This is a genomic window from Herbaspirillum sp. Sphag64, from assembly GCF_014192645.1.
GTDB lineage: Bacteria > Pseudomonadota > Gammaproteobacteria > Burkholderiales > Burkholderiaceae_D > Herbaspirillum.
The window spans coordinates 138,383-157,552 of sequence record NZ_JACHYE010000010.1; the positions used below are offsets into that span (position 1 = coordinate 138,383).

16 protein-coding genes are annotated in these 19,170 nt (G+C 53.4%); 11 read left to right on the forward strand and 5 right to left on the reverse strand.

The features are described from left to right. The first annotated feature begins 77 nt into the window (after nt 1-77). The 3 genes from FHW66_RS15885 to FHW66_RS15895 all read left to right on the forward strand — a co-directional run bounded on the left by FHW66_RS15885 (nt 78) and on the right by FHW66_RS15895 (nt 2,588). The gene (locus FHW66_RS15885) at nt 78-851 is read left to right on the forward strand and encodes an SDR family oxidoreductase (protein WP_183380794.1); all 774 of its coding nucleotides are present in this window, start codon (nt 78-80) and stop codon (nt 849-851) included. A gap of 38 nt (nt 852-889) precedes the next feature. Further along, on the forward strand, nt 890-1,843 hold the full coding sequence (fmt, locus tag FHW66_RS15890; RefSeq protein ID WP_183380795.1) for a methionyl-tRNA formyltransferase: 954 nt from the start codon (nt 890-892) through the stop codon (nt 1,841-1,843). A 124-nt stretch (nt 1,844-1,967) separates the two neighbouring features. Further along, the gene (locus FHW66_RS15895) at nt 1,968-2,588 is read left to right on the forward strand and encodes a hypothetical protein (protein ID WP_183380796.1); all 621 of its coding nucleotides are present in this window, start codon (nt 1,968-1,970) and stop codon (nt 2,586-2,588) included. 108 nt (nt 2,589-2,696) lie between these two features. Here FHW66_RS15895 and FHW66_RS15900 read toward each other — a convergent pair whose 3' ends face one another. Beyond that, a complete protein-coding gene (locus tag FHW66_RS15900; protein ID WP_183380797.1) occupies nt 2,697-3,260 on the reverse strand; it encodes a 5'-methylthioadenosine nucleosidase in 564 nt (187 codons plus the stop codon). 200 nt (nt 3,261-3,460) lie between these two features. On the opposite strand from FHW66_RS15900, the gene metH reads away from it, so the two are divergent. Genes metH through FHW66_RS15915 form a run of 3 tightly spaced genes read left to right on the forward strand, consistent with a single transcriptional unit; the run spans nt 3,461 to nt 8,242 of the window. Further along, a complete protein-coding gene (metH, locus tag FHW66_RS15905; RefSeq protein WP_183380798.1) occupies nt 3,461-7,207 on the forward strand; it encodes a methionine synthase in 3,747 nt (1,248 codons plus the stop codon). Nucleotides 7,208-7,243: 36 nt separating this feature from the next. Then, nucleotides 7,244-7,519 carry a hypothetical protein gene (locus tag FHW66_RS15910; RefSeq protein ID WP_183380799.1) on the forward strand — a complete coding sequence of 92 codons (276 nt, stop codon included), beginning with the start codon at nt 7,244-7,246 and terminating at the stop codon, nt 7,517-7,519. A 42-nt stretch (nt 7,520-7,561) separates the two neighbouring features. Continuing rightward, nucleotides 7,562-8,242, forward strand: a complete 681-nt coding sequence (locus FHW66_RS15915; RefSeq protein ID WP_183380800.1) for a MarC family protein — start codon at nt 7,562-7,564, stop codon at nt 8,240-8,242. Between the two features lie 19 nt (nt 8,243-8,261). Here FHW66_RS15915 and FHW66_RS15920 read toward each other — a convergent pair whose 3' ends face one another. The 4 genes from FHW66_RS15920 to FHW66_RS15935 all read right to left on the reverse strand — a co-directional run bounded on the left by FHW66_RS15920 (nt 8,262) and on the right by FHW66_RS15935 (nt 13,725). Beyond that, nucleotides 8,262-8,873 carry an LON peptidase substrate-binding domain-containing protein gene (locus FHW66_RS15920; RefSeq protein WP_183380801.1) on the reverse strand — a complete coding sequence of 204 codons (612 nt, stop codon included), beginning with the start codon at nt 8,871-8,873 and terminating at the stop codon, nt 8,262-8,264. A 24-nt stretch (nt 8,874-8,897) separates the two neighbouring features. Continuing rightward, nucleotides 8,898-10,427 carry a SpoVR family protein gene (locus FHW66_RS15925; RefSeq protein WP_183380815.1) on the reverse strand — a complete coding sequence of 510 codons (1,530 nt, stop codon included), beginning with the start codon at nt 10,425-10,427 and terminating at the stop codon, nt 8,898-8,900. Nucleotides 10,428-10,435: 8 nt separating this feature from the next. Beyond that, nucleotides 10,436-11,701 carry a YeaH/YhbH family protein gene (locus FHW66_RS15930; RefSeq protein WP_183380802.1) on the reverse strand — a complete coding sequence of 422 codons (1,266 nt, stop codon included), beginning with the start codon at nt 11,699-11,701 and terminating at the stop codon, nt 10,436-10,438. Nucleotides 11,702-11,802: 101 nt separating this feature from the next. Continuing rightward, a complete protein-coding gene (locus tag FHW66_RS15935) occupies nt 11,803-13,725 on the reverse strand; it encodes a PrkA family serine protein kinase (RefSeq protein WP_183380803.1) in 1,923 nt (640 codons plus the stop codon). Between the two features lie 886 nt (nt 13,726-14,611). Here FHW66_RS15935 and rpmH point away from each other — a divergent pair. The 5 genes from rpmH (at nt 14,612) to mnmE (ending at nt 18,743) form a co-directional block, all read left to right on the forward strand. Beyond that, nucleotides 14,612-14,749 carry a 50S ribosomal protein L34 gene (gene rpmH / locus FHW66_RS15940; protein ID WP_006461360.1) on the forward strand — a complete coding sequence of 46 codons (138 nt, stop codon included), beginning with the start codon at nt 14,612-14,614 and terminating at the stop codon, nt 14,747-14,749. A gap of 90 nt (nt 14,750-14,839) precedes the next feature. Continuing rightward, a complete protein-coding gene (rnpA, locus tag FHW66_RS15945) occupies nt 14,840-15,190 on the forward strand; it encodes a ribonuclease P protein component (RefSeq protein WP_370543481.1) in 351 nt (116 codons plus the stop codon). Between the two features lie 3 nt (nt 15,191-15,193). Further along, nucleotides 15,194-15,505 (forward strand): membrane protein insertion efficiency factor YidD, encoded by a 312-nt coding sequence (gene yidD / locus FHW66_RS15950; RefSeq protein WP_183380805.1) that lies wholly within the window; start codon nt 15,194-15,196, stop codon nt 15,503-15,505. 19 nt (nt 15,506-15,524) lie between these two features. Then, on the forward strand, nt 15,525-17,183 hold the full coding sequence (gene yidC, locus FHW66_RS15955) for a membrane protein insertase YidC (protein WP_183380806.1): 1,659 nt from the start codon (nt 15,525-15,527) through the stop codon (nt 17,181-17,183). 153 nt (nt 17,184-17,336) lie between these two features. Further along, complete coding sequence (gene mnmE / locus FHW66_RS15960) at nt 17,337-18,743, forward strand: tRNA uridine-5-carboxymethylaminomethyl(34) synthesis GTPase MnmE (RefSeq protein WP_183380807.1); 1,407 nt, start codon at nt 17,337-17,339, stop codon at nt 18,741-18,743. The last annotated feature ends 427 nt before the right edge of the window (nt 18,744-19,170 follow it).

Consider the following 19,170-nt stretch of genomic DNA (forward strand, 5'->3'; position numbering starts at 1 on the left):
TCGGTTGATTGCATCCGACACGGTCCGTCGCTCGCCAGAGAACGGACCGTTTCATTTTCAGCAGCGAGGGAGAGCGCATGCAACGTGTCTTTATCACCGGAGCATCCAGCGGAATCGGTGCCGCACTGGCACGGGCCTATGCGCGCCAGGGGGCGGTACTTGGGTTGGTAGCGCGGCGTCGCGAGGTTCTAGAACAATTGCGCAGCACGTTGCACAACCCTGAACGGCATCATGTATTTGCGCTTGACGTGACTGATCATGCGGCCTTGTGGAAGGCGGCAGAAGCGTTCATTGCGGAGACTGGTGGCGCTGATGTGGTGATTGCCAACGCTGGTATTTCGCAGGGGACACTGACCGAGTATGTCGAGGATTTACCCATCTTTGAACGGATTATTGCCACCAATGTGAGTGCTACCGTTGCCACCTTCGCTCCCTTTCTTGCGACCATGAAATCACAGCCTCATGCAGATCAATGTCGTCTGGTCGGTATCGGCAGCGTCGCTGGCATACGCGGTTTGCCAGGTGCTGGTGCTTACAGTGCTTCCAAGGCGGCTGTGATCAGCTACTGTGAATCCTTGCGGGTGGAGCTGCGTAGCAGCGGTATCAAGGTCGTCACAATTGCTCCTGGCTATATTGATACGCCAATGACGCAGATTAATCACTACCGCATGCCTTTCCTGATGCCGGTCGAGAAATTTGCTGTGCGTGCGCTGGCTACGATTGCCCGCGGGAGCAGCTATCGCGTGATTCCCTGGCAAATGGGTGTCGTTGCCAAGTTGCTTCGCTGCCTGCCCAATTGCGTCTATGACTTTGCGTTTTCCAAGGCGCCACACAAAAAACGAGCGCACTGATTGCGGCGCCATTTATTGACTCTCTTTTCTTTGCAGCCATGAAAATCATCTATGCCGGAACACCTGAATTTGCGGCCGTCGCACTCAATGCACTGTATGACGCCGGGCATGAAATCACCTTGGTTCTGACGCAGCCAGACCGCCCGGCGGGGCGCGGCATGCAGCTGCAAGCTTCACCGGTCAAGCAATGCGCGCTGGCGCACGGGACCCCTGTCGCGCAGCCGGTGTCACTGCGTCTGGATGGCAAATATCCAGAAGTCGCCAGCGAGGCACATGCGCTGCTGCACAGCACGCCGCACGATGTCATGATTGTAGCCGCCTACGGTCTGATTCTGCCGCGCAGCGTGCTCGATATTCCCCGTCTGGGATGTATCAACATCCACGCATCCCTGCTGCCACGCTGGCGCGGTGCGGCACCGATCCATCGATCTATCGAGGCCGGTGATAGTGAAACCGGTGTCACTATCATGCAGATGGAGGAGGGCCTGGATACCGGTCCCATGCTGCTCATGGACGCCTTGCCAATTGCCCCAAGCGACACCACCGCCAGCCTGCACGACAAACTCGCAGTCTTGGGCGGCAAGATGATTGTGGAAGCGTTGCTCACACTGGAGCGAGGCCAGTTGTCTGCCACTCCACAGCCAGAGGAAGGGGCCAACTACGCTGCCAAGGTGGCGAAAGAGGAGGCCGCGCTGGATTTCAATCTGCCTGCTGAGGTGCTGTCACGCAAGATTCGCGCATTCAATCCGTTTCCTGGTGCGAGCGCACAAGTTGACGGTGTCACGGTCAAATTGTGGCAAGCACATGCGCTCAACAAGACCGTTACGGCCTTGCCTGGAAAGGTACTGGTGGCCAATGCAGCGGATGGTGTTCAGGTTGCCTGCGGCAGTGGCGTGCTACAGATTACCGAGTTGCAAAAGCCGGGTGGCAAGCGCTTACCTGTTGCCGAGTTTCTCAAGGGCTTTACGCTGGCTGACCACGTTTTCCGCTAATTCGGGAAATTCACCACTTTGGGGCTATTCCGGTGAGTCTGCGCCAGAGGCGTTTTTTGGAAGCGGCAATAGCGACGGGATTCTAAAGTCGGTTTTGTTTACAACCACCTTATTAAAGACCCGAATGATTCCTGATTCTAACAATTGTTCTCCATCATCTGATTCACCGCCAAGTCCAGAGTCTTGGGAGACGGAGCTTGAGAGCTCACTTGGCGCGAACAGGGTTGATGTCGAGAAAGTATCAAGGCGTGCAGAGAGTGATTTTCGTTTGTTCAACGAGCAGGGATATTTACTTGCATGTGCGGCGGATGACCTATTCACCGAGAAAATCAGAAACAATGTGAAATTAAGCAGCTTGGCAAGCATGAATGAAAATACTACGCGTGCAATGAGGTGGAGCAGTCTTGGATTCGCTGTTTCCTCAGTCGCTAACGTGATCACGTGGAAAGAAGATAGAGACCAGCCTGCAAAAAGTCAGGCAGAAGATATCTTGAAACTTTACGGCAGAGGGCAACAGGATATTTACGAAGATCCGGCGATTCCCAAGCGTGGCATCGCCTTGCTGGAAATGGTCATGTCAGTTCCCGAAACACCCTTTGCCTTTGAGTTTTTGGCTCGGGCGCTTGGCGTTGGTTATCACGCCAGCAAAGTGACAAAGGTTAATCGAGACCTCGTGAACTTACTCAATGCCGATTGGGACTTTTACCTTAGCCAAGTCAAGCGACGAGTTTGGATCAAACATTAATCTGCCGCTCACCGTTTCAGATCAATCCTGCCCGATTCATGCAACGTGAGCCAGGCAGTGAGAAAGACATGTACGAAAGGCAAAGCCCTATTGCCTTCGAATCCTTACTCAGTCCGTGCCTAATTGTGCCAACTGTGACCAAAACAATTCTGCACCACGGTGCACATTGTCGTTCCAATGCTCGGCGGCCTCTTCGTCGGCCGCATCCGTGATGTATTTGAAGGCGCGCCATGGGACGTGATAGCGATGGCAGGCATGGGCGATGGCAAACAGTTCCATATCAACAACATCAACACCTTGTTGCACCAGCCAATCGTCAACCGCAGTGACAAAACTGTCACCGGTCCCGCAGCGCGCGTCGCCATGGCCAGAGTGATAACTGGCCGGCTCCTCCGATAATGGAGTGACGCCGCGCGCCGCCAGCGGCATCGCCAGCATGTCACGCTGGATCACTTCGGCAATCTCCAGCAGGCCATGGCGTGCCGGGTTGGTTTTGCCCGCAGTGCCGAAATTGATGATCAATTGAGGTTGATGCTGCAAGATAGCCGCAGTTGTGGTGCTGGCCGCATTGATCTTGCCCACGCCGGTATAGATGACCTGTACGCCATGTGGCGCCTGGTTGGCGTTGAGTTCGGAGGCGAGTGCGGTGAGAATCAGAATTTTTGTGGTCATGGAGAATTACGGAGAAGTCGGAAGAGTTCAGCGGAACGCCGCTTAAACAACGCTTGGTCGCCCTTGGATCAAGGATATTTCGGTACTTTCACGTATAATTTCGACACATTTTGCCTATGTGAGCCCGGACCGTCTTTCGTCCGGGTTTTTGCATTATTTCACACCCGCAAATCATCTCCAATATTCATCCAGACCGTGCCATGAAGCCAAACGAGCTGTCCTCTACCGAATTGCAGTTACGCGACCTGATGTCGCAACGCATCCTGATTCTCGATGGCGCGATGGGAACCATGATTCAGCAATACAAGCTGACCGAGGATGATTATCGTGGCGAGCGCTTCGCTGAGTTCAACGTGCCTGGCAAGGAATTGTTCGTCAAAGGCAATAACGAGTTGTTAAGCCTGACGCAGCCGCACATCATTCAAGAGATTCATGAGCAGTACCTGGCTGCCGGCGCGGATCTGATCGAGACCAATACCTTCGGTGCTACCAGTGTCGCGCAGGATGACTACCATATGGCGCATCTGGTCTATGAGATGAACGTCCAGTCTGCGCGTCTGGCGCGTGCTGCCTGCGATAAATATTCAACGCCGGACAAGCCGCGTTTTGTGGCTGGAGCGCTCGGACCGACACCCAAGACCGCCTCCATCTCGCCAGACGTCAATGACCCGGCTGCGCGCAATGTTACCTTTGATCAATTAGTGAGCGCTTACCTGGAGCAGACCCGGGCGCTGGTCGAAGGCGGTGCTGACGTGCTGCTGGTGGAAACCATTTTCGACACCCTCAATTGCAAGGCGGCCTTGTTTGCGATTGATGTATTTTTTGAAGAATCGGGCACCAGGCTACCGATCATGATTTCTGGTACCGTCACTGATGCCTCCGGTCGTATTCTGTCGGGGCAGACTGTCTCCGCTTTCTGGAATTCGATTCGTCATGTGCGGCCGCTAACGGTGGGTCTGAACTGCGCACTGGGCGCTGCTCTGATGCGCCCGTATGCTGAAGAGCTGTCCAAGATTGCCGACACCTTCGTGTGCATCTACCCGAATGCTGGCTTGCCCAATCCCATGAGCGATACCGGTTTTGATGAAACACCGGACGTCACTTCCTCGCTGCTCAAGGATTTTGCCGAGAGTGGCTTCGTCAATGTCGCTGGTGGTTGCTGCGGTACTACGCCCGCGCATATCAAGGCGATTGCCGATACCGTCGCCACGATCGCGCCACGCCAGGTGCCTGAGGGCAAGCATGAGATGCTGCTGTCCGGGCTGGAGCCGTTCGTCATCAATCAGGATTCGCTCTACGTCAACGTTGGCGAGCGCACTAACGTGACAGGCTCAAAAGCGTTTGCGCGCATGATCCTCAACGAGCAGTATGACGAAGCCCTGGCGGTGGCGCGTCAGCAGGTCGAAAATGGAGCGCAGGTCATCGACATCAACATGGATGAAGCGATGCTCGACTCGGTCGCAGCGATGACGCGCTTCCTCAATCTGATCGCTTCCGAGCCAGACATTGCGCGGGTGCCGATCATGATCGACTCCTCCAAGTGGTCTGTGATCGAGGCCGGTTTGAAGTGCGTGCAGGGCAAGTCCATCGTCAATTCCATCTCGATGAAGGAAGGTGAGGAAAAATTCCTGCATGAGGCGCGTCTGTGCCGTCGTTATGGTGCTGCTGTGATCGTCATGGCGTTTGACGAAGTGGGGCAGGCTGATACCTTTGAGCGCAAGATTGAAATCTGCGAACGGGCCTATCGTCTGCTGGTGGATCAGATCGGCTTTCCACCAGAAGACATCATTTTTGATCCGAACATTTTTGCGGTCGCCACCGGGATCGAAGAGCACAACAATTATGCGGTCGACTTCATCGAGGCGACGCGCTGGATTCATCAACATCTGCCCTATGCCAAGATCAGCGGCGGTGTGTCCAATGTGAGCTTCAGCTTCCGTGGCAATGATCCGGCACGTGAAGCGATTCACACCGTATTCCTGTATCACGCCATCAAGGCCGGTATGACCATGGGGATCGTCAATGCAGGCATGATCGGGGTCTATGATGACCTGCCGGCAGAGTTGCGCGAGCGGGTCGAAGATGTTGTTCTGAACCGCCGTCCAGATGCGACCGAGCGCATGATTGAAATTGCCGCCACCCTGAAGGCGGGTGACAAAAAGGAAGAAGCCACACTGGAGTGGCGTAATGATCCAGTCGAAAAACGTCTGGCGCATGCACTGGTGCATGGCATTACGCAGTGGATTGTCGAAGACACCGAAGAAGCCCGTCAGAATCTGCTCAACAGTGGTGGCCGGCCGATCCATGTGATCGAAGGTCCGCTCATGGATGGAATGAATATCGTTGGTGACCTGTTTGGTCAGGGCAAGATGTTCTTGCCACAGGTGGTGAAATCGGCCCGTGTGATGAAGCAGGCGGTGGCCCATCTGGTACCGTTTATTGAAGAAGAAAAGCGCTTGTTGGAACTGGAAACCGGTGAGGTGGCCAAGCCCAAGGGCAAGATCGTGATTGCCACCGTCAAGGGTGACGTGCATGACATCGGCAAGAACATTGTGTCCGTGGTCCTCCAGTGCAATAACTTCGAAGTCGTGAATATGGGCGTGATGGTACCTTGCTCGCAGATCCTGGCCAAAGCCAAGGAAGAAAAAGCCGACATCATCGGCCTGTCAGGTCTGATTACCCCATCCCTGGAAGAAATGGCTTATGTCGCCAAGGAAATGCAGCGCGACAGCTACTTCAGCGGACTCAAGATGCCTTTGCTGATCGGCGGAGCAACCACCTCACGCGCGCATACTGCAGTGAAAATTGCGCCTAACTATGAAGGTCCGGTGGTTTATGTGCCGGATGCCTCACGTGCCGTGTCGGTCGCGCAGTCGCTACTCACGCCAGAAAGCAAGGACCAGTACATTGCCGACATGGCGACTGACTATGAACGTATCCGTGAGCAGCATGCCAACAAGAAGGCGGCACCATTGGTGAGCCTGGCGGCGGCGCGGGATAACAAGATGCAGCTGGAATTTGCGCCGCTCAAGCCCAAGTTCATCGGTCGTCGTGTATTCAAAAATGTCGATCTCGGGACCCTTGCAAAGTATATCGACTGGGGACCATTCTTCCAGACCTGGGATCTGGCCGGACCGTATCCAGCGATCCTGACCGACGAAGTGGTGGGTGAAGCAGCGACAAAGGTCTTTGCCGAAGCGCAGGCGATGCTCAAGAAGATTATCGACGGTCGCTGGCTCACCGCCAACGGTGTGGTATCCCTGTTGCCGGCCAATACCGTCAATGATGATGATATCGAGATCTATACTGATGACACGCGCAGCACCGTGGCATTGACCTACTACGGTGTGCGTCAGCAGACCGAGAAGCCGATCATTGACGGTGTCGCACGTCCGAATCAGTGCCTGGCCGATTTCATTGCGCCCAAGCATTCAGGCATTGCTGATTACATTGGTATGTTCGCGGTGACGACCGGTCTCGGCATCGAAAAATATGAGAAGCGCTTTGAAGACGCGCATGACGATTATTCCTCGATCATGCTCAAGGCGCTGGCGGATCGATTGGCGGAAGCCTTTGCCGAATATCTGCATGAACGTGTACGTACTGATTTGTGGGGCTATGCGCCGCAGGAAGCATTCACGGCAGAGGAGCTGATCAAGGAAAAATACGTCGGCATCCGTCCTGCGGCGGGTTATCCGGCTTGCCCGGAGCATACCGTCAAGGGTGAGGCCTTCAAGGTAATGCAATGTGATGAGATTGGCATGGTGGTTACGGAATCGTATGCGATGTTCCCAGGTGCGTCGGTATCGGGTTTCTATTTTGCGCACCCTGAATCAAAGTACTTTGTGGTTGGCAAGATCGGTGATGATCAGGTCGTCGACATGGCACAGCGACGTGGCGTTTCCAAAGAAGATGTAGAGCGCTGGCTGGCGCCGAATCTGTCTTGACCGTCGATTTATATTCCACATTCTATTGCTGCTGCCATGATCGATTCTGCTGACAACGTCACTCACATGTTGCCCGTCAATGGGCCGATGCGCCTGTGCTTTACCAGTGAGCGGGAGGATATCGTCTCAGACTTCGTCGCGGAGCTGGTGCAGGACTTGTTGGGAGACTGGATCGTGCGCCAATCCTGGACTGGCAAGCCGCAGGCAAACGGAGGTGGTCGTGTGACGGTCGTGAGTGATCAGGACGCTGGTTTCAGATTGCTGCAGCAAATTACTCAAAAGAAGGAAAAAAATGGATATCGTTTGCGTTGATACCATTTCCCTGAAAGCTTGTTATTACAGGAGCCGGAGACCATGCTGATCATTTTTCTCAAAGCCGCGTTCTTGATACCGGTAACGTTGCTGCCGATTCTCAACCCGTTCGGTATTGCTCCGGTGTTTGCCAATTTGCTTGGCGATGTGCCACGTAGCATCGAGAAGCGCGTCGCGCGACAGGTCGCGATCAATTGCTGGTTCATGTTGTTGGGAGCGATTTTCATCGGTTCACATGTGCTTGCCTTCTTTGGTATTTCGCTGCCGATCGTACGGATTGGCGGCGGAATTCTGGTTGCTGTTTCGGGCTGGCGCTTGCTGGGTGACAATGATCAGGATGCGGCGATTCCACGGCAAGTCGTACAGGTGGTGGACGAATCTGCCGACGAAGAATTGAAGGCACGTAGCTTTTATCCGATCAGTTTCCCGTTGACGGTAGGCCCCGGCACGATTGCGGCATCGATTACCCTCGGTGCCAATACACCGGCTAGATTGGTCGACTGGGTCATGTCGATTGGCAGCGCAGCCCTGGGAGCAGGGGTAACCGCGCTGGTGATTTATCTTTGCTACCGCTCGGCACACAAGATCGTGAGTTTGCTTGGGCGGCTTGGCACCATGGTGGTGCTGCGGTTGTCGGCATTTATTCTGCTGTGTATCGGGATTCAGATTTTCTGGTCAGGATTGACCGGGCTGTTGGTAGAAACCGGATTGATTGCTCAGTAGAGCAAGCGGCTTTTGTGGCTCATACCAAGCCGCGCTCACTGAGTAAATCCTGCACCAGTTCCAGCCGTAGAACCGGGTTATCGAGCGCCAGCAAGCGTTGTTTCTGCTCAACGTTCATCGGCAGTATTTCACTCCAGCGATTGGCAACCCAGCCACAGTCATCGAGTCGATACGGCGAAGCAACCGGAATATCGGCTTCTGCTACTGCTTCGTTTTTCAGAGAGCTCAGTAGATTCATCAGCATGGCAACGGTATTTCTCAATTCTTCCGGCACCGGGATGCGCTGATCGTTTTCCAGCGGTTCCACCTGTGCGACCCACAAGCCATGCTTGAGCTGTTCTTTGCTAAGCACTCGAAAACGTGTCGTGCCCATACAGGAAATCTGCAACAAACCGGGCGCAGGCGCTGACCAGGTCTGAATTTGTGCCAGCGTACCGACGGCAACGAAGTGCTCCTGATGTCCGGGTTTGCGTACTTCATGACCGTTGGTCAGTGCCACCACGCCGAACGCACTCCCTTGGGCAATGCATTTTCTAACCATGTCCAGATAGCGCACTTCAAAAATCTGCAAGGGCAGGCGGCCATCCGGAAACAGTGCGGCACTGAGTGGGAACAAGGGAATCGAATTCATCTGTGCCGACCTCGGCTAGCCCTCTCAGGTACGCAATGTATAGCGATTTTCGCTGACACATTCGTAACGCTGAACAACGTAGCCACTATCATCCACGCTTTCCAGATAGACATCGAATTGCCACAGCCGGGCCATATGGCGCAGCACTTCATTGGTGCTCTCGCTCAGCGAACGTCCATCGCTGCGGAAGTGGCGCAATGTCAGGCTGCGGTTGCCCCGCGTATTGACCGACCAGACCTGGATATTGGGCTCCCGGTGGTTGATGTCGTATTGTCTGGACAAGGCTTGCCGCACATACTGGTAGCCACTCTGGTTATGAATCGCAGAGACTTCCAGTTCACTGCGGTTGTCGTCGTCGAGCACGGCGAACATACGCATGTCGCGCATCAGTTTGGGAGAGAGATACTGCGCCACAAAACTCTCATCCTTGAAATTGCGCATCACGTAATGCAATGTTTCCAACCAGTCACTACCGGCCATGCCGGGAAACCACTCGCGATCTTCATCGGTGGGATTTTCGCAGATGCGGCGAATATCGCTCATCATTGAGAAACCCAGCGCGTAAGGATTGATACCGTTGTAGTAGGGCTTGGTGATGGGCGGCTGAAACACAACGTTGCTGTGCGAGTGCAGAAACTCCATCATGAAGCCGTCCGTCAGCTTGCCCTGATCGTACATGGTGTTGAGCAGCGTGTAATGCCAGAACGTCGCCCAGCCTTCATTCATCACCTGGGTTTGTCGTTGCGGATAGAAATATTGCCCGACCTTGCGCACGATGCGGATGACTTCGCGTTCCCAAGGCTCCAGCAAGGGGGCATTTTTTTCGGCGAAATACAGCAGATTCTCTTGTGGTTCAGGAGGGAAGCGCTCCTCCTTCTCTGAGGTTGTCGTTTCCTTTTTTGCCGGCAGAGTGCGCCACAATTCGTTGACCTGTGACTGCATGTAAGCTTCTCGCTCACGTCGTTGCGTCTGCTCCTGCGCCAGCGACATGCGCTGCGGTCGCTTGTAGCGGTCAACCCCATAATTCATCAAAGCATGGCAGGAGTCGAGCAGCTCTTCCACGCGATCGAAGCCGTAGCGTTCCTCGCATTCGGCAATATAGGCCTTGGCGTAGACCAGATAATCAATGATGGCGCTGGCATCGGTCCAGAGCTGGAACAGGTAATTGCCCTTGAAGAAGGAGTTGTGACCATAGGCAGCATGCGCGACGACCAGCGCCTGCATGGTCATGGTGTTCTCTTCCATCAGGTAGGCAATGCAAGGGTTGGAGTTGATCACGATCTCATATGCCAGCCCCATCTGCCCACGTTTGTAATCACGTTCCGTGGCCAAAAAATGTTTGCCGAATGACCAGTGCCTATAGTTGACCGGCATGCCGGAAGAGGCATAAGCATCCATCATCTGTTCGGCAGAAATGATTTCCAGCTGGATCGGATAAATATCGAGCTTGTAACTTTGCGCTACCTTGGCAATTTCTTCGTTGTAGCGCTCGATCAGTTCAAAGCTCCAGTCAGAGGGGCAGGGTAGTGGATCGTGCTTCAAGGGGGCATTCATGCGCTTGTTCATGCCGTCACCTGCTTTTCAAATAGTTCACGGAAAACCGGGTAGATCTCGGTCGCCGTCGCCACCTTCTTCATTGCAAAATGCGGATGCTCCAGGAGCAGCTGGGTGTATTCGGTCCACAGGTTCTGTTCCGGTTCAGCCACCTGAATGTAGGCGAAGTAGCGGCACAATGGCAGAATGCTTTGCTCCAGAATGGCACGGCACTTAGGCGAATCATCGTTCCAGTTGTCACCATCGGAGGCCTGCGCACCATAGATATTCCATTCACCCGCCGGATAGCGCTCTACGATGATTTTCTGCATCAACTCCAGTGCACTGGAAACCACCGTGCCGCCACTTTCCTGCGAATGGAAGAAGGTATCCTCATCGACCTCGTCCGCACGCGTGTGGTGGCGGATGAAGACGACCTCGATATGTTCGTAGTTGCGGGTCAGGAACAGATACAGCAGGATGAAGAAGCGCTTGGACAAGTCCTTGCGCTGTTCATCCATGGACCCCGATACATCCATGACGCAAAACATCACGGCGCGGCTCGATGGTTGTGGCTGGCGGACTCGATTGACGTAACGCAGATCAAAGGGATCAATGAAGGGGATGCGCCAGATGCGCGCCTTGAGGTGATGAATTTCTTCTTCCAGGACACGAATTTCGGACTGCTTGTCGGTCGGCTCTTCTTTGAGCAAGGCCAGCGCTTCTTCCAGTTCACGCAGCTTTGCCTGCAATGGTGCACCCAGTGCAATTCGCCGCCCGAGTGAGCTGCGCAAGGAGCGTACGATGTCGATATTGTTGGGAGAGCCGTCGACCGAATAGCCGGCGCGCATGTTCTTCCAGTTCGGAATCGTCATCAGGTTGGTCTGAATCAGGCGCGGCAACTCCAGGTCTTCGAAGAAATATTGCATGAATTCTTCGCGCGACAGTTCAAACACGAAGTCATCCTGTCCTTCGCCCTCATTGCTGGCATTACTGCCACCATCACCTGAGCCGCCGCTACGACGGGGAATACGGTCGCCCTGCAGATAATCCTGATTCCCAGGATGCACAATTTCCCGCTTGCCACCGCGACCATGATGGAAAATCGGTTCGGAAATATCCTTGCGCGGGATAGTGATGCTCTTGGCGCTTTCGATATCCTTGATACTGCGATCGCGCACTGCCTCGGTAACGGAACGACGGATATCGCTGCGGAAACGGCGCAAGAAGCGTTCCCGATTGGCGATGCTTTTATTTTTGCCAGCTAGCCTACGGTCGATGATCTGATGCAACAAGTCCATTCTCCTGCCAGTGGTACAGCGGACGGGTTGCCTCGGGATGACATCAGTTCAGGTGTAATGTCATCGGCAACCCGCATCCCAGGTATCAACAGGACTTACGAGGATTTGCGCACGCGCAAATACCATTCACACAGCAAGCGCACCTGTTTCGGTGTGTAGCCCTTGCTGACCATACGATTGACGAAGTCTTCGTGCTTTTGCATTTCTTCTGTCGAGCCCTTGGCATTGAAAGAAATCACCGGCAGCAGGTCCTCGGTATTGGAGAACATCTTCTTTTCGATCACCACACGCAGTTTTTCGTAGCTAGTCCACAGCGGATTCTTGCCACCGTTATTGACCCGCGCGCGCAGAACAAAGTTGACGATCTCGTTACGGAAGTCCTTCGGATTGCTGATACCTGCCGGCTTCTCAATTTTTTCCAACTCAGCATTCAGTGCTGCCCGATCAAAACTTTCGCCGGTATCGTGATCGCGGAACTCCTGGTCCTGAATCCAGAAGTCTGCGTAGGTTACATAGCGGTCAAAAACGTTTTGTCCGTACTCTGAGTAAGATTCGAGATAGGCAGTCTGAATTTCCTTGCCAATGAATTCAGCATAGCGCGATGCCAGCGTATCCTTGACGAAGGATAGATACTTTTGCTCCTGCTCAGGCGGGAACTGCTCACGCTCGATCTGCTGTTCAAGCACATACATCAGATGCACCGGATTGGCTGCGACTTCTGTTGTGTCGAAGTTGAAAACGCGTGACAGGATCTTGAACGCAAAGCGGGTTGAAATCCCTGTCATTCCTTCATCAACACCGGCATAGTCGCGATATTCCTGATACGACTTGGCCTTGGGATCGGTATCTTTCAGGTTTTCGCCATCGTAGACCTGCATTTTGGAAAGCAGGCTTGAATTTTCTGGTTCACCAAGGCGCGTCAGTATGGCGAACTGTGCCATCATTTTCAGTGTTCCCGGTGCGCAGATGGCATTGGCTAGCGAAGACGTCCGGATCAGCTTCTCGTAGATATGAATTTCTTCCGAGACGCGCAGGCAATAAGGCACCTTGACGATATAGATCCGATCAAGCAGTGCTTCATTGTTCTTGTTGTTGCGGAAGGCTTTCCATTCTGACTCATTTGAGTGCGCCAGAATGACGCCGTCAAACGGAATCGCACCAAAACCCTCCGTGCCCTTGAAATTCCCTTCCTGCGTTGCAGTCAGCAGCGGATGCAGTACCTTGATCGGGGCCTTAAACATTTCCACAAATTCCAGCAGCCCCTGGTTGGACAGGCACAAGCCGCCCGAGTAGCTGTAGGCATCTGCATCATCTTGCGAGTATTGCTCCAGCTTACGGATGTCGACCTTGCCGACCAGCGTCGAAATATCCTGATTGTTTTCATCGCCTGGTTCCGTCTTGGAGATGGCGATCTGACGCAGGATCGAGGGATATCGCTTAACGACACGGAACTGGCGGATATCACCGTTGAATTCGTGCAGGCGCTTGACGGCCCAAGGGCTGAGGATGGATTTCAGGTAGCGTCGAGGGATGCCGTATTGCTCTTCCAGAATCTGACCGTCTTCTTCGACATCAAACAGACCTAGTGGCGACTCGTTGACCGGCGAACCCTTGATCGAATAGAAAGGCACGCGTTCCATGAGTTGCTTGAGACGCTCGGCGATGGAAGACTTGCCACCACCGACAGGTCCCAGCAGATAAAGGATCTGTTTCTTTTCTTCCAGGCCTTGCGCCGCATGACGGAAGTAGGCAACGACTTGCTCGATGACTTCCTCGGCACCGTAGAACTCTTTAAAAGCGGGGTAAATCTTGATGACCTTGTTAGCGAACAGCCGTGATAATCGCGGATCCTCACGGGTGTCGACTTTCTCAGGCTCACCAATTGCCATCAGCATGCGTTCTGCTGCTGACGCGTACACAGCCGGATCGTTCTTGCAAAGACTCAGGTACTCTTCAAGCGAAAATTCTTCTTCTCTGGTTTTGTCAAAGCGACTCGCAAAGCTGCTGTAGATATCCATACCACCTCCGTAACTTCAATGAGACAACAAATTGAATACGTGCGTTATGTTCTTAGAATTATCGACCGCTGATGCCTGAGTACTGTGTCTTTTCAACGTCCTGCCGACGGTCATGACGGTGCGATTTGCTCAGCGCCCGTTCGTGATGTTGGTGGACCCGGAAAATTGAGTGCTTGTTTTTATTCTATTCCTTTTTCGTAAAGTGAATACGCCGCAATGTTTGTTTGTTTTCGCTGTTCGATGATCAAAATCATTGATTGACGAAGCACACGATTTTCGACACAGAAAAACCCCTAACGGACGATTGCATAATGTGCGATGTGATGCGCTATCCCTTCAATGTCTGAATCCGGGTTCCGGTTGACGCGGCATGACATCAGGTGTTGCGCGTGATGGAGATGCCAGCAAGTTTGATGCCGGGGATTGCTACGCTTGACGGCGAAGCTCTCTGAAATCAGGCGCGGATCTGATGTTGCTTTTTTGCATGTGGTCACATTGCAACATTGCTGTCATTGCATGTTGCTCATGATGCATGTCGCAATGCCATCGTTAAATGTTCGAAATCCTCATTTGAGCCTGGCAGTTTGCTTATTACTGGGCAAATGATTCCCTGCAGTACGCTATCTGCCACAACTATCGCGTCAAATCCACGATAAGTCATTGACAAACAAGTGAAAAATGCAGTCTAATTCAGGGTTCACCATCCGTTGAATTGCGTTCGTGCAGTGGCCTAGTGGTTTCGGCTCTCAAAGCCTGTGTGTCAAGCAGTCTGTCGTGTAGCGACAGAACAAAGATACCGGGCAGCGCAGGAAGCAGAGATTCCGCGGAGATTCAGATTTATTTTGCCGATTCACATTTAGATTCACATTAAGTAAGCGAGCCCAACATGAAACGTACTTACCAACCTTCCGTCGTGCGTCGTAAGCGTACTCACGGTTTCCGCGCACGCATGGCAACCCGTGGTGGCCGCGCTGTGATCAACGCACGTCGCGCCAAGGGCCGCAAGCGTCTGGCAGCAGTTTGATCTGGTTTCCGGGTTGAACCAGACTAGTGCGCTGATGCTGCTGCTCGTGTGACAGGCAATCTTTCCGCCCCCTACTCACGCGATCAGCGTATCGTTAAAACGGATGAGTTTTCATCCGTTTTTCGTTTGCGTCCGGTCTATCGTACAGCGCATTTTGTCCTGTACGCGCGACACAATAACTTGCCGCAAGCCCGATTAGGTGTAGTCGCTGCCAAGAAGATGGCACCGCGTGCTGTCACGCGCAACACGATCAAGCGTGTCACGCGTGAATTATTCCGGCAGGCGGCATTGCCTCAGGTCGATTGTATTGTGCGCTTGTCCAAGTCGGTCAACAGCAAGAGTGGGCCGGCAACGAACGCGCGATTAAAAGTACAGTTACGCGAAGAGCTGTCTCAGCTGTTCGCTTTTTTGCTCAACGCTACAGCGTTTGCCAGGAAATAAGTGATGAAAACGCCTTTACTCCTGCTGTTACGCGCCTACAAGCTGGGAGTGAGCCCGTTTCTCGGGCAAAACTGTCGTTTCTATCCCAGCTGTTCTGATTACGCGGCACAAGCCATTCATCTTCACGGTGCATGGAAGGGTAGTCTGATGGCTGGCCGGCGTCTTTGTAAATGTCATCCCTGGCATCCTGGCGGGATCGATCCGGTACCGCCGCTGTCAACGCAGGCGACAGAGGATGCTGGCTCAGCATCGTCTTCCCGATCTTCTGATTCTTCCTCCCCCACTGCAGCCGCTGGCGGTTGCAGCCATTCCTGATTTATTGGTCAATACTCTTATGGATATCAAACGTACCGTCCTGTGGGTTGTGTTCTCATTCTCCCTGCTGTTGCTGTGGGATAGCTGGATGCGCCATAACGGCAAGCCGTCGATGTTTTTCCCTAGCGCAACCCAGCAGGTCGAGTCTGCTGCTGCAGGCACTGATCCTTCCAAATTGCCAGCGCCGCAACTGCCGCAATCGTCGCAATCAACGCCTTCGGCTGGTGCCAATGATGTTGCTGGCGTACCTGCGACCAAGGGCGAGACCATCACCATCACAACCGATCTGGTGAAGGCAGAAATCGATACCGTCGGTGGTGAGCTCAAGCGCCTGGAACTGCTCAAGCATGCTGACACAGTGGATCCAAGCAAGAATCTGGTGCTCTTTGATTCGACCGCTGGCCACACTTATCTGGCGGAATCCGGTCTGATTGGTGGTGCATTCCCCAACCATAAAACGATCTTTACTGCACAGCCCGGCCCTCGCACGCTGGAGAATGGCAATGAAGTGCAACTGGTTCTGGTGGCAGAAGAAAATGGCGTCAAGCTGACCAAGACCTACACCTTCAAGCGCGGTGATTATCTGATCGATCTGAAGCACACTGTGACTAACAACAGCACGGCTGCAATCAGTCCTTCGTTGTATCTGCAACTGCTGCGTGATGGCAACAAGCCAGGCGGTGAGTCGCATTTCTACAGCACCTTTACCGGTCCTGCAGTCTATACCGATGCCGAAAAATTCCAGAAGCTGACCTTTGACAAGATCGAAGCCGGCAAAGAGCAGCATGCTAGCAAGTCGGACAATGGCTGGATTGCACTGGTGCAGCATTATTTTGTATCGGCTATCATCCCGCCTGAAAATGCGCAGCGCGACATTTTCACCAAGAAGGTCGCAGACAATCTGTACGCAGTTGGCAACATCTTGCCAATGGGCAGTATTGCTCCGGGTGCCAGCGTCACCATGGACGCGCGTCTGTACTCTGGCCCACAAGTGGCTTCCGTTCTGGAAAAGACTGCGCCAGGTCTGGAACTGGTCAAGGATTATGGCTGGCTGACCATCATCGCCAAGCCGATTTTCTGGCTGATGATCCATATCCACGCCGTCGTCGGTAACTGGGGTTGGACCATCATCCTGTTGACGATGCTGATCAAGGCGATTTTCTTCCCGTTGTCTGCAGCCAGCTATCGCAGCATGGCCAAGATGAAGGCGGTAACACCGAAGATGACCGCGATTCGTGAGCGTCACAAAGGTGACCCACAAGCCATGAACCGTGAAATGATGGCCTTGTACAAGACCGAAAAAATTAATCCGCTTGGTGGCTGTTTGCCGATCGTGATCCAGATTCCGGTGTTCATTTCCCTGTACTGGGTATTGCTGGCCAGCGTTGAAATGCGCGGCGCACCGTGGCTGGGCTGGATTCACGATCTGACCGCACCGGATCCGTTCTACATCCTGCCGGTACTGATGGCGGTATCCATGTTCATCCAGACCAAGCTGAATCCAACGCCACCGGATCCGGTTCAGGCCAAGGTAATGATGTTCATGCCAATCGTATTCTCGTTCATGTTCTTTTTCTTTCCGTCGGGTCTGGTGCTGTACTGGGTGGTCAACAACGTCTTGTCGATCACACAGCAATGGGTCATCACCCGCAAACTGCAAACGGGCAAGGCAAAATAATTCGCTTTGCTTGTTTGTGACAAAAGCCCGTGGCATGATTTTCACGGGCTTTTTTTTGTCCGGTTGATTGGTCGTACTGACAGGCTGGCCGTGTCGCTCTCAATTGACGTGGCACGCTTTTACATGTCTTTTCTTTGAAAATGTCTTCGTCTCATGATTGCTGATTCTGCTCCCATCGTTGCCATTGCCACCGCACCCGGACGCGGCGGTATTGGCGTGGTTCGTCTGTCGGGCAAAAATCTGTGGCCAGTGATGCAAGCCGTGTGCGGCAAGGATGAGCCATCGACCACACCACGTCACGCAAGCTACCTGCCGTTTCGCCGTGCTGATGCCAGTGTGATCGATCAGGGATTGGCAATTTACTTTAAGGCGCCGCATTCCTATACCGGCGAAGATGTTGTCGAGCTGCAAGGCCATGGTGGGCCGGTCGTGATGCAGATGCTGCTGGCACGATGTCTCGAAGCTGGCGCAGAGATCGGCTTGCGTCTGGCCGAGCCTGGTGAATTTACGCAGCGTGCATTCCTCAATGACAAGCTCGATTTGGCACAGGCCGAAGCAGTGGCAGATCTGATCGAAGCTTCCACCGAGGCGGCCGCAAGGTCGGCCTCGGAATCCTTGTCTGGGGCGTTTTCTAAAGTCGTGCATGAGCTGGTCGATAAGGTCACCAATCTGCGCATGCTGGTTGAAGCCACACTTGATTTCCCAGAAGAAGAAATCGACTTTCTTGAACAGTCGGATGCACGTGGACAGTTGGCCTCCATTCGTGCCACCCTCGATGAGGTCTTCACCCAGGCATCGCAGGGCGCGCTGCTGCGCGACGGGCTGAATGTGGTACTGGCAGGTAAGCCCAATGTTGGCAAGTCGTCTCTGCTCAATGTATTGGCTGGTGCAGATGTTGCGATTGTGACGCCGATTGCTGGCACTACGCGCGATAAGGTCACCGAAACCATTCAGATTGAAGGGATCCCTCTGAACATCATCGATACCGCAGGTATTCGTGAATCGGGTGATGATGGCAGTGGCCCGGATGAAGTTGAGCGCATCGGCATCCAGCGTACCTGGGCTGAAGTTGCCAAGGCGGATGTGATCCTTCATATGCTCGATGCTGATCACGGTCCGACGATCGAAGATGAGCAAATCACCACCCGCTTTCCCGATGGCATTCCCGTAATACGACTCTGGAACAAGATTGATCGCTCCGGGCACAAGCCGGCAGTCGACAAACAGGAAGATGCCACACACATTTATGTCTCTGCCAGTGAGCGTCTCGGTATTGACCTGCTGCGTGACGAGCTGTTGCGACTTGCTGGTTGGCAGCAAACCGGGGAATCGCGTTACCTAGCACGCGAACGTCATCTGATCGCACTCAAGGCGGCACGTGCTTATCTGGAGAGCGCGGCAACACATGCTGCCGTAGACAATCAGGTGAGTGATCAGTCACTGGATCTCTTTGCTGAAGAGTTACGCCTGGCGCAGGAACGGCTTAGCAGCATTACGGGAAAATTTACGCCAGACGATTTATTGGGTGTGATTTTTTCGCGCTTTTGCATTGGAAAATAGTATTGAAGTAAATGGGACTTGAATGAATCGTGGTGCTGACTCTGTAACCGATGTTACAGGGTGTAAAAGCCATAGGCGGACAAGGTAGTGAGCGTTATCTTGACTACTCCCTCCCCTCCAATTCATCACCCCCCTGATAATTGGATTAACCCGCAAGCCGCAAGGTTTGCGGGTTTTTTTATGGCTCTTACACCGGATATTGATAGCGAAGTACCTGGCATGGTAAAACCAATATTGATCCCGTCATTTTCAATACTGACCCGAAGGACTACCATGCGACGTTTCTCTTATGCAGCTGCGATGGCACTTCTGCTACTGTCATTGGGTGGATGCGACGTCTCCCCACATTTGAGTAGCATTCGAAATTAGAGTCTAATCCCATCCTGTAAGGAGATTAGACATGAAGAAGCGTTTTTCAGAAGAACAG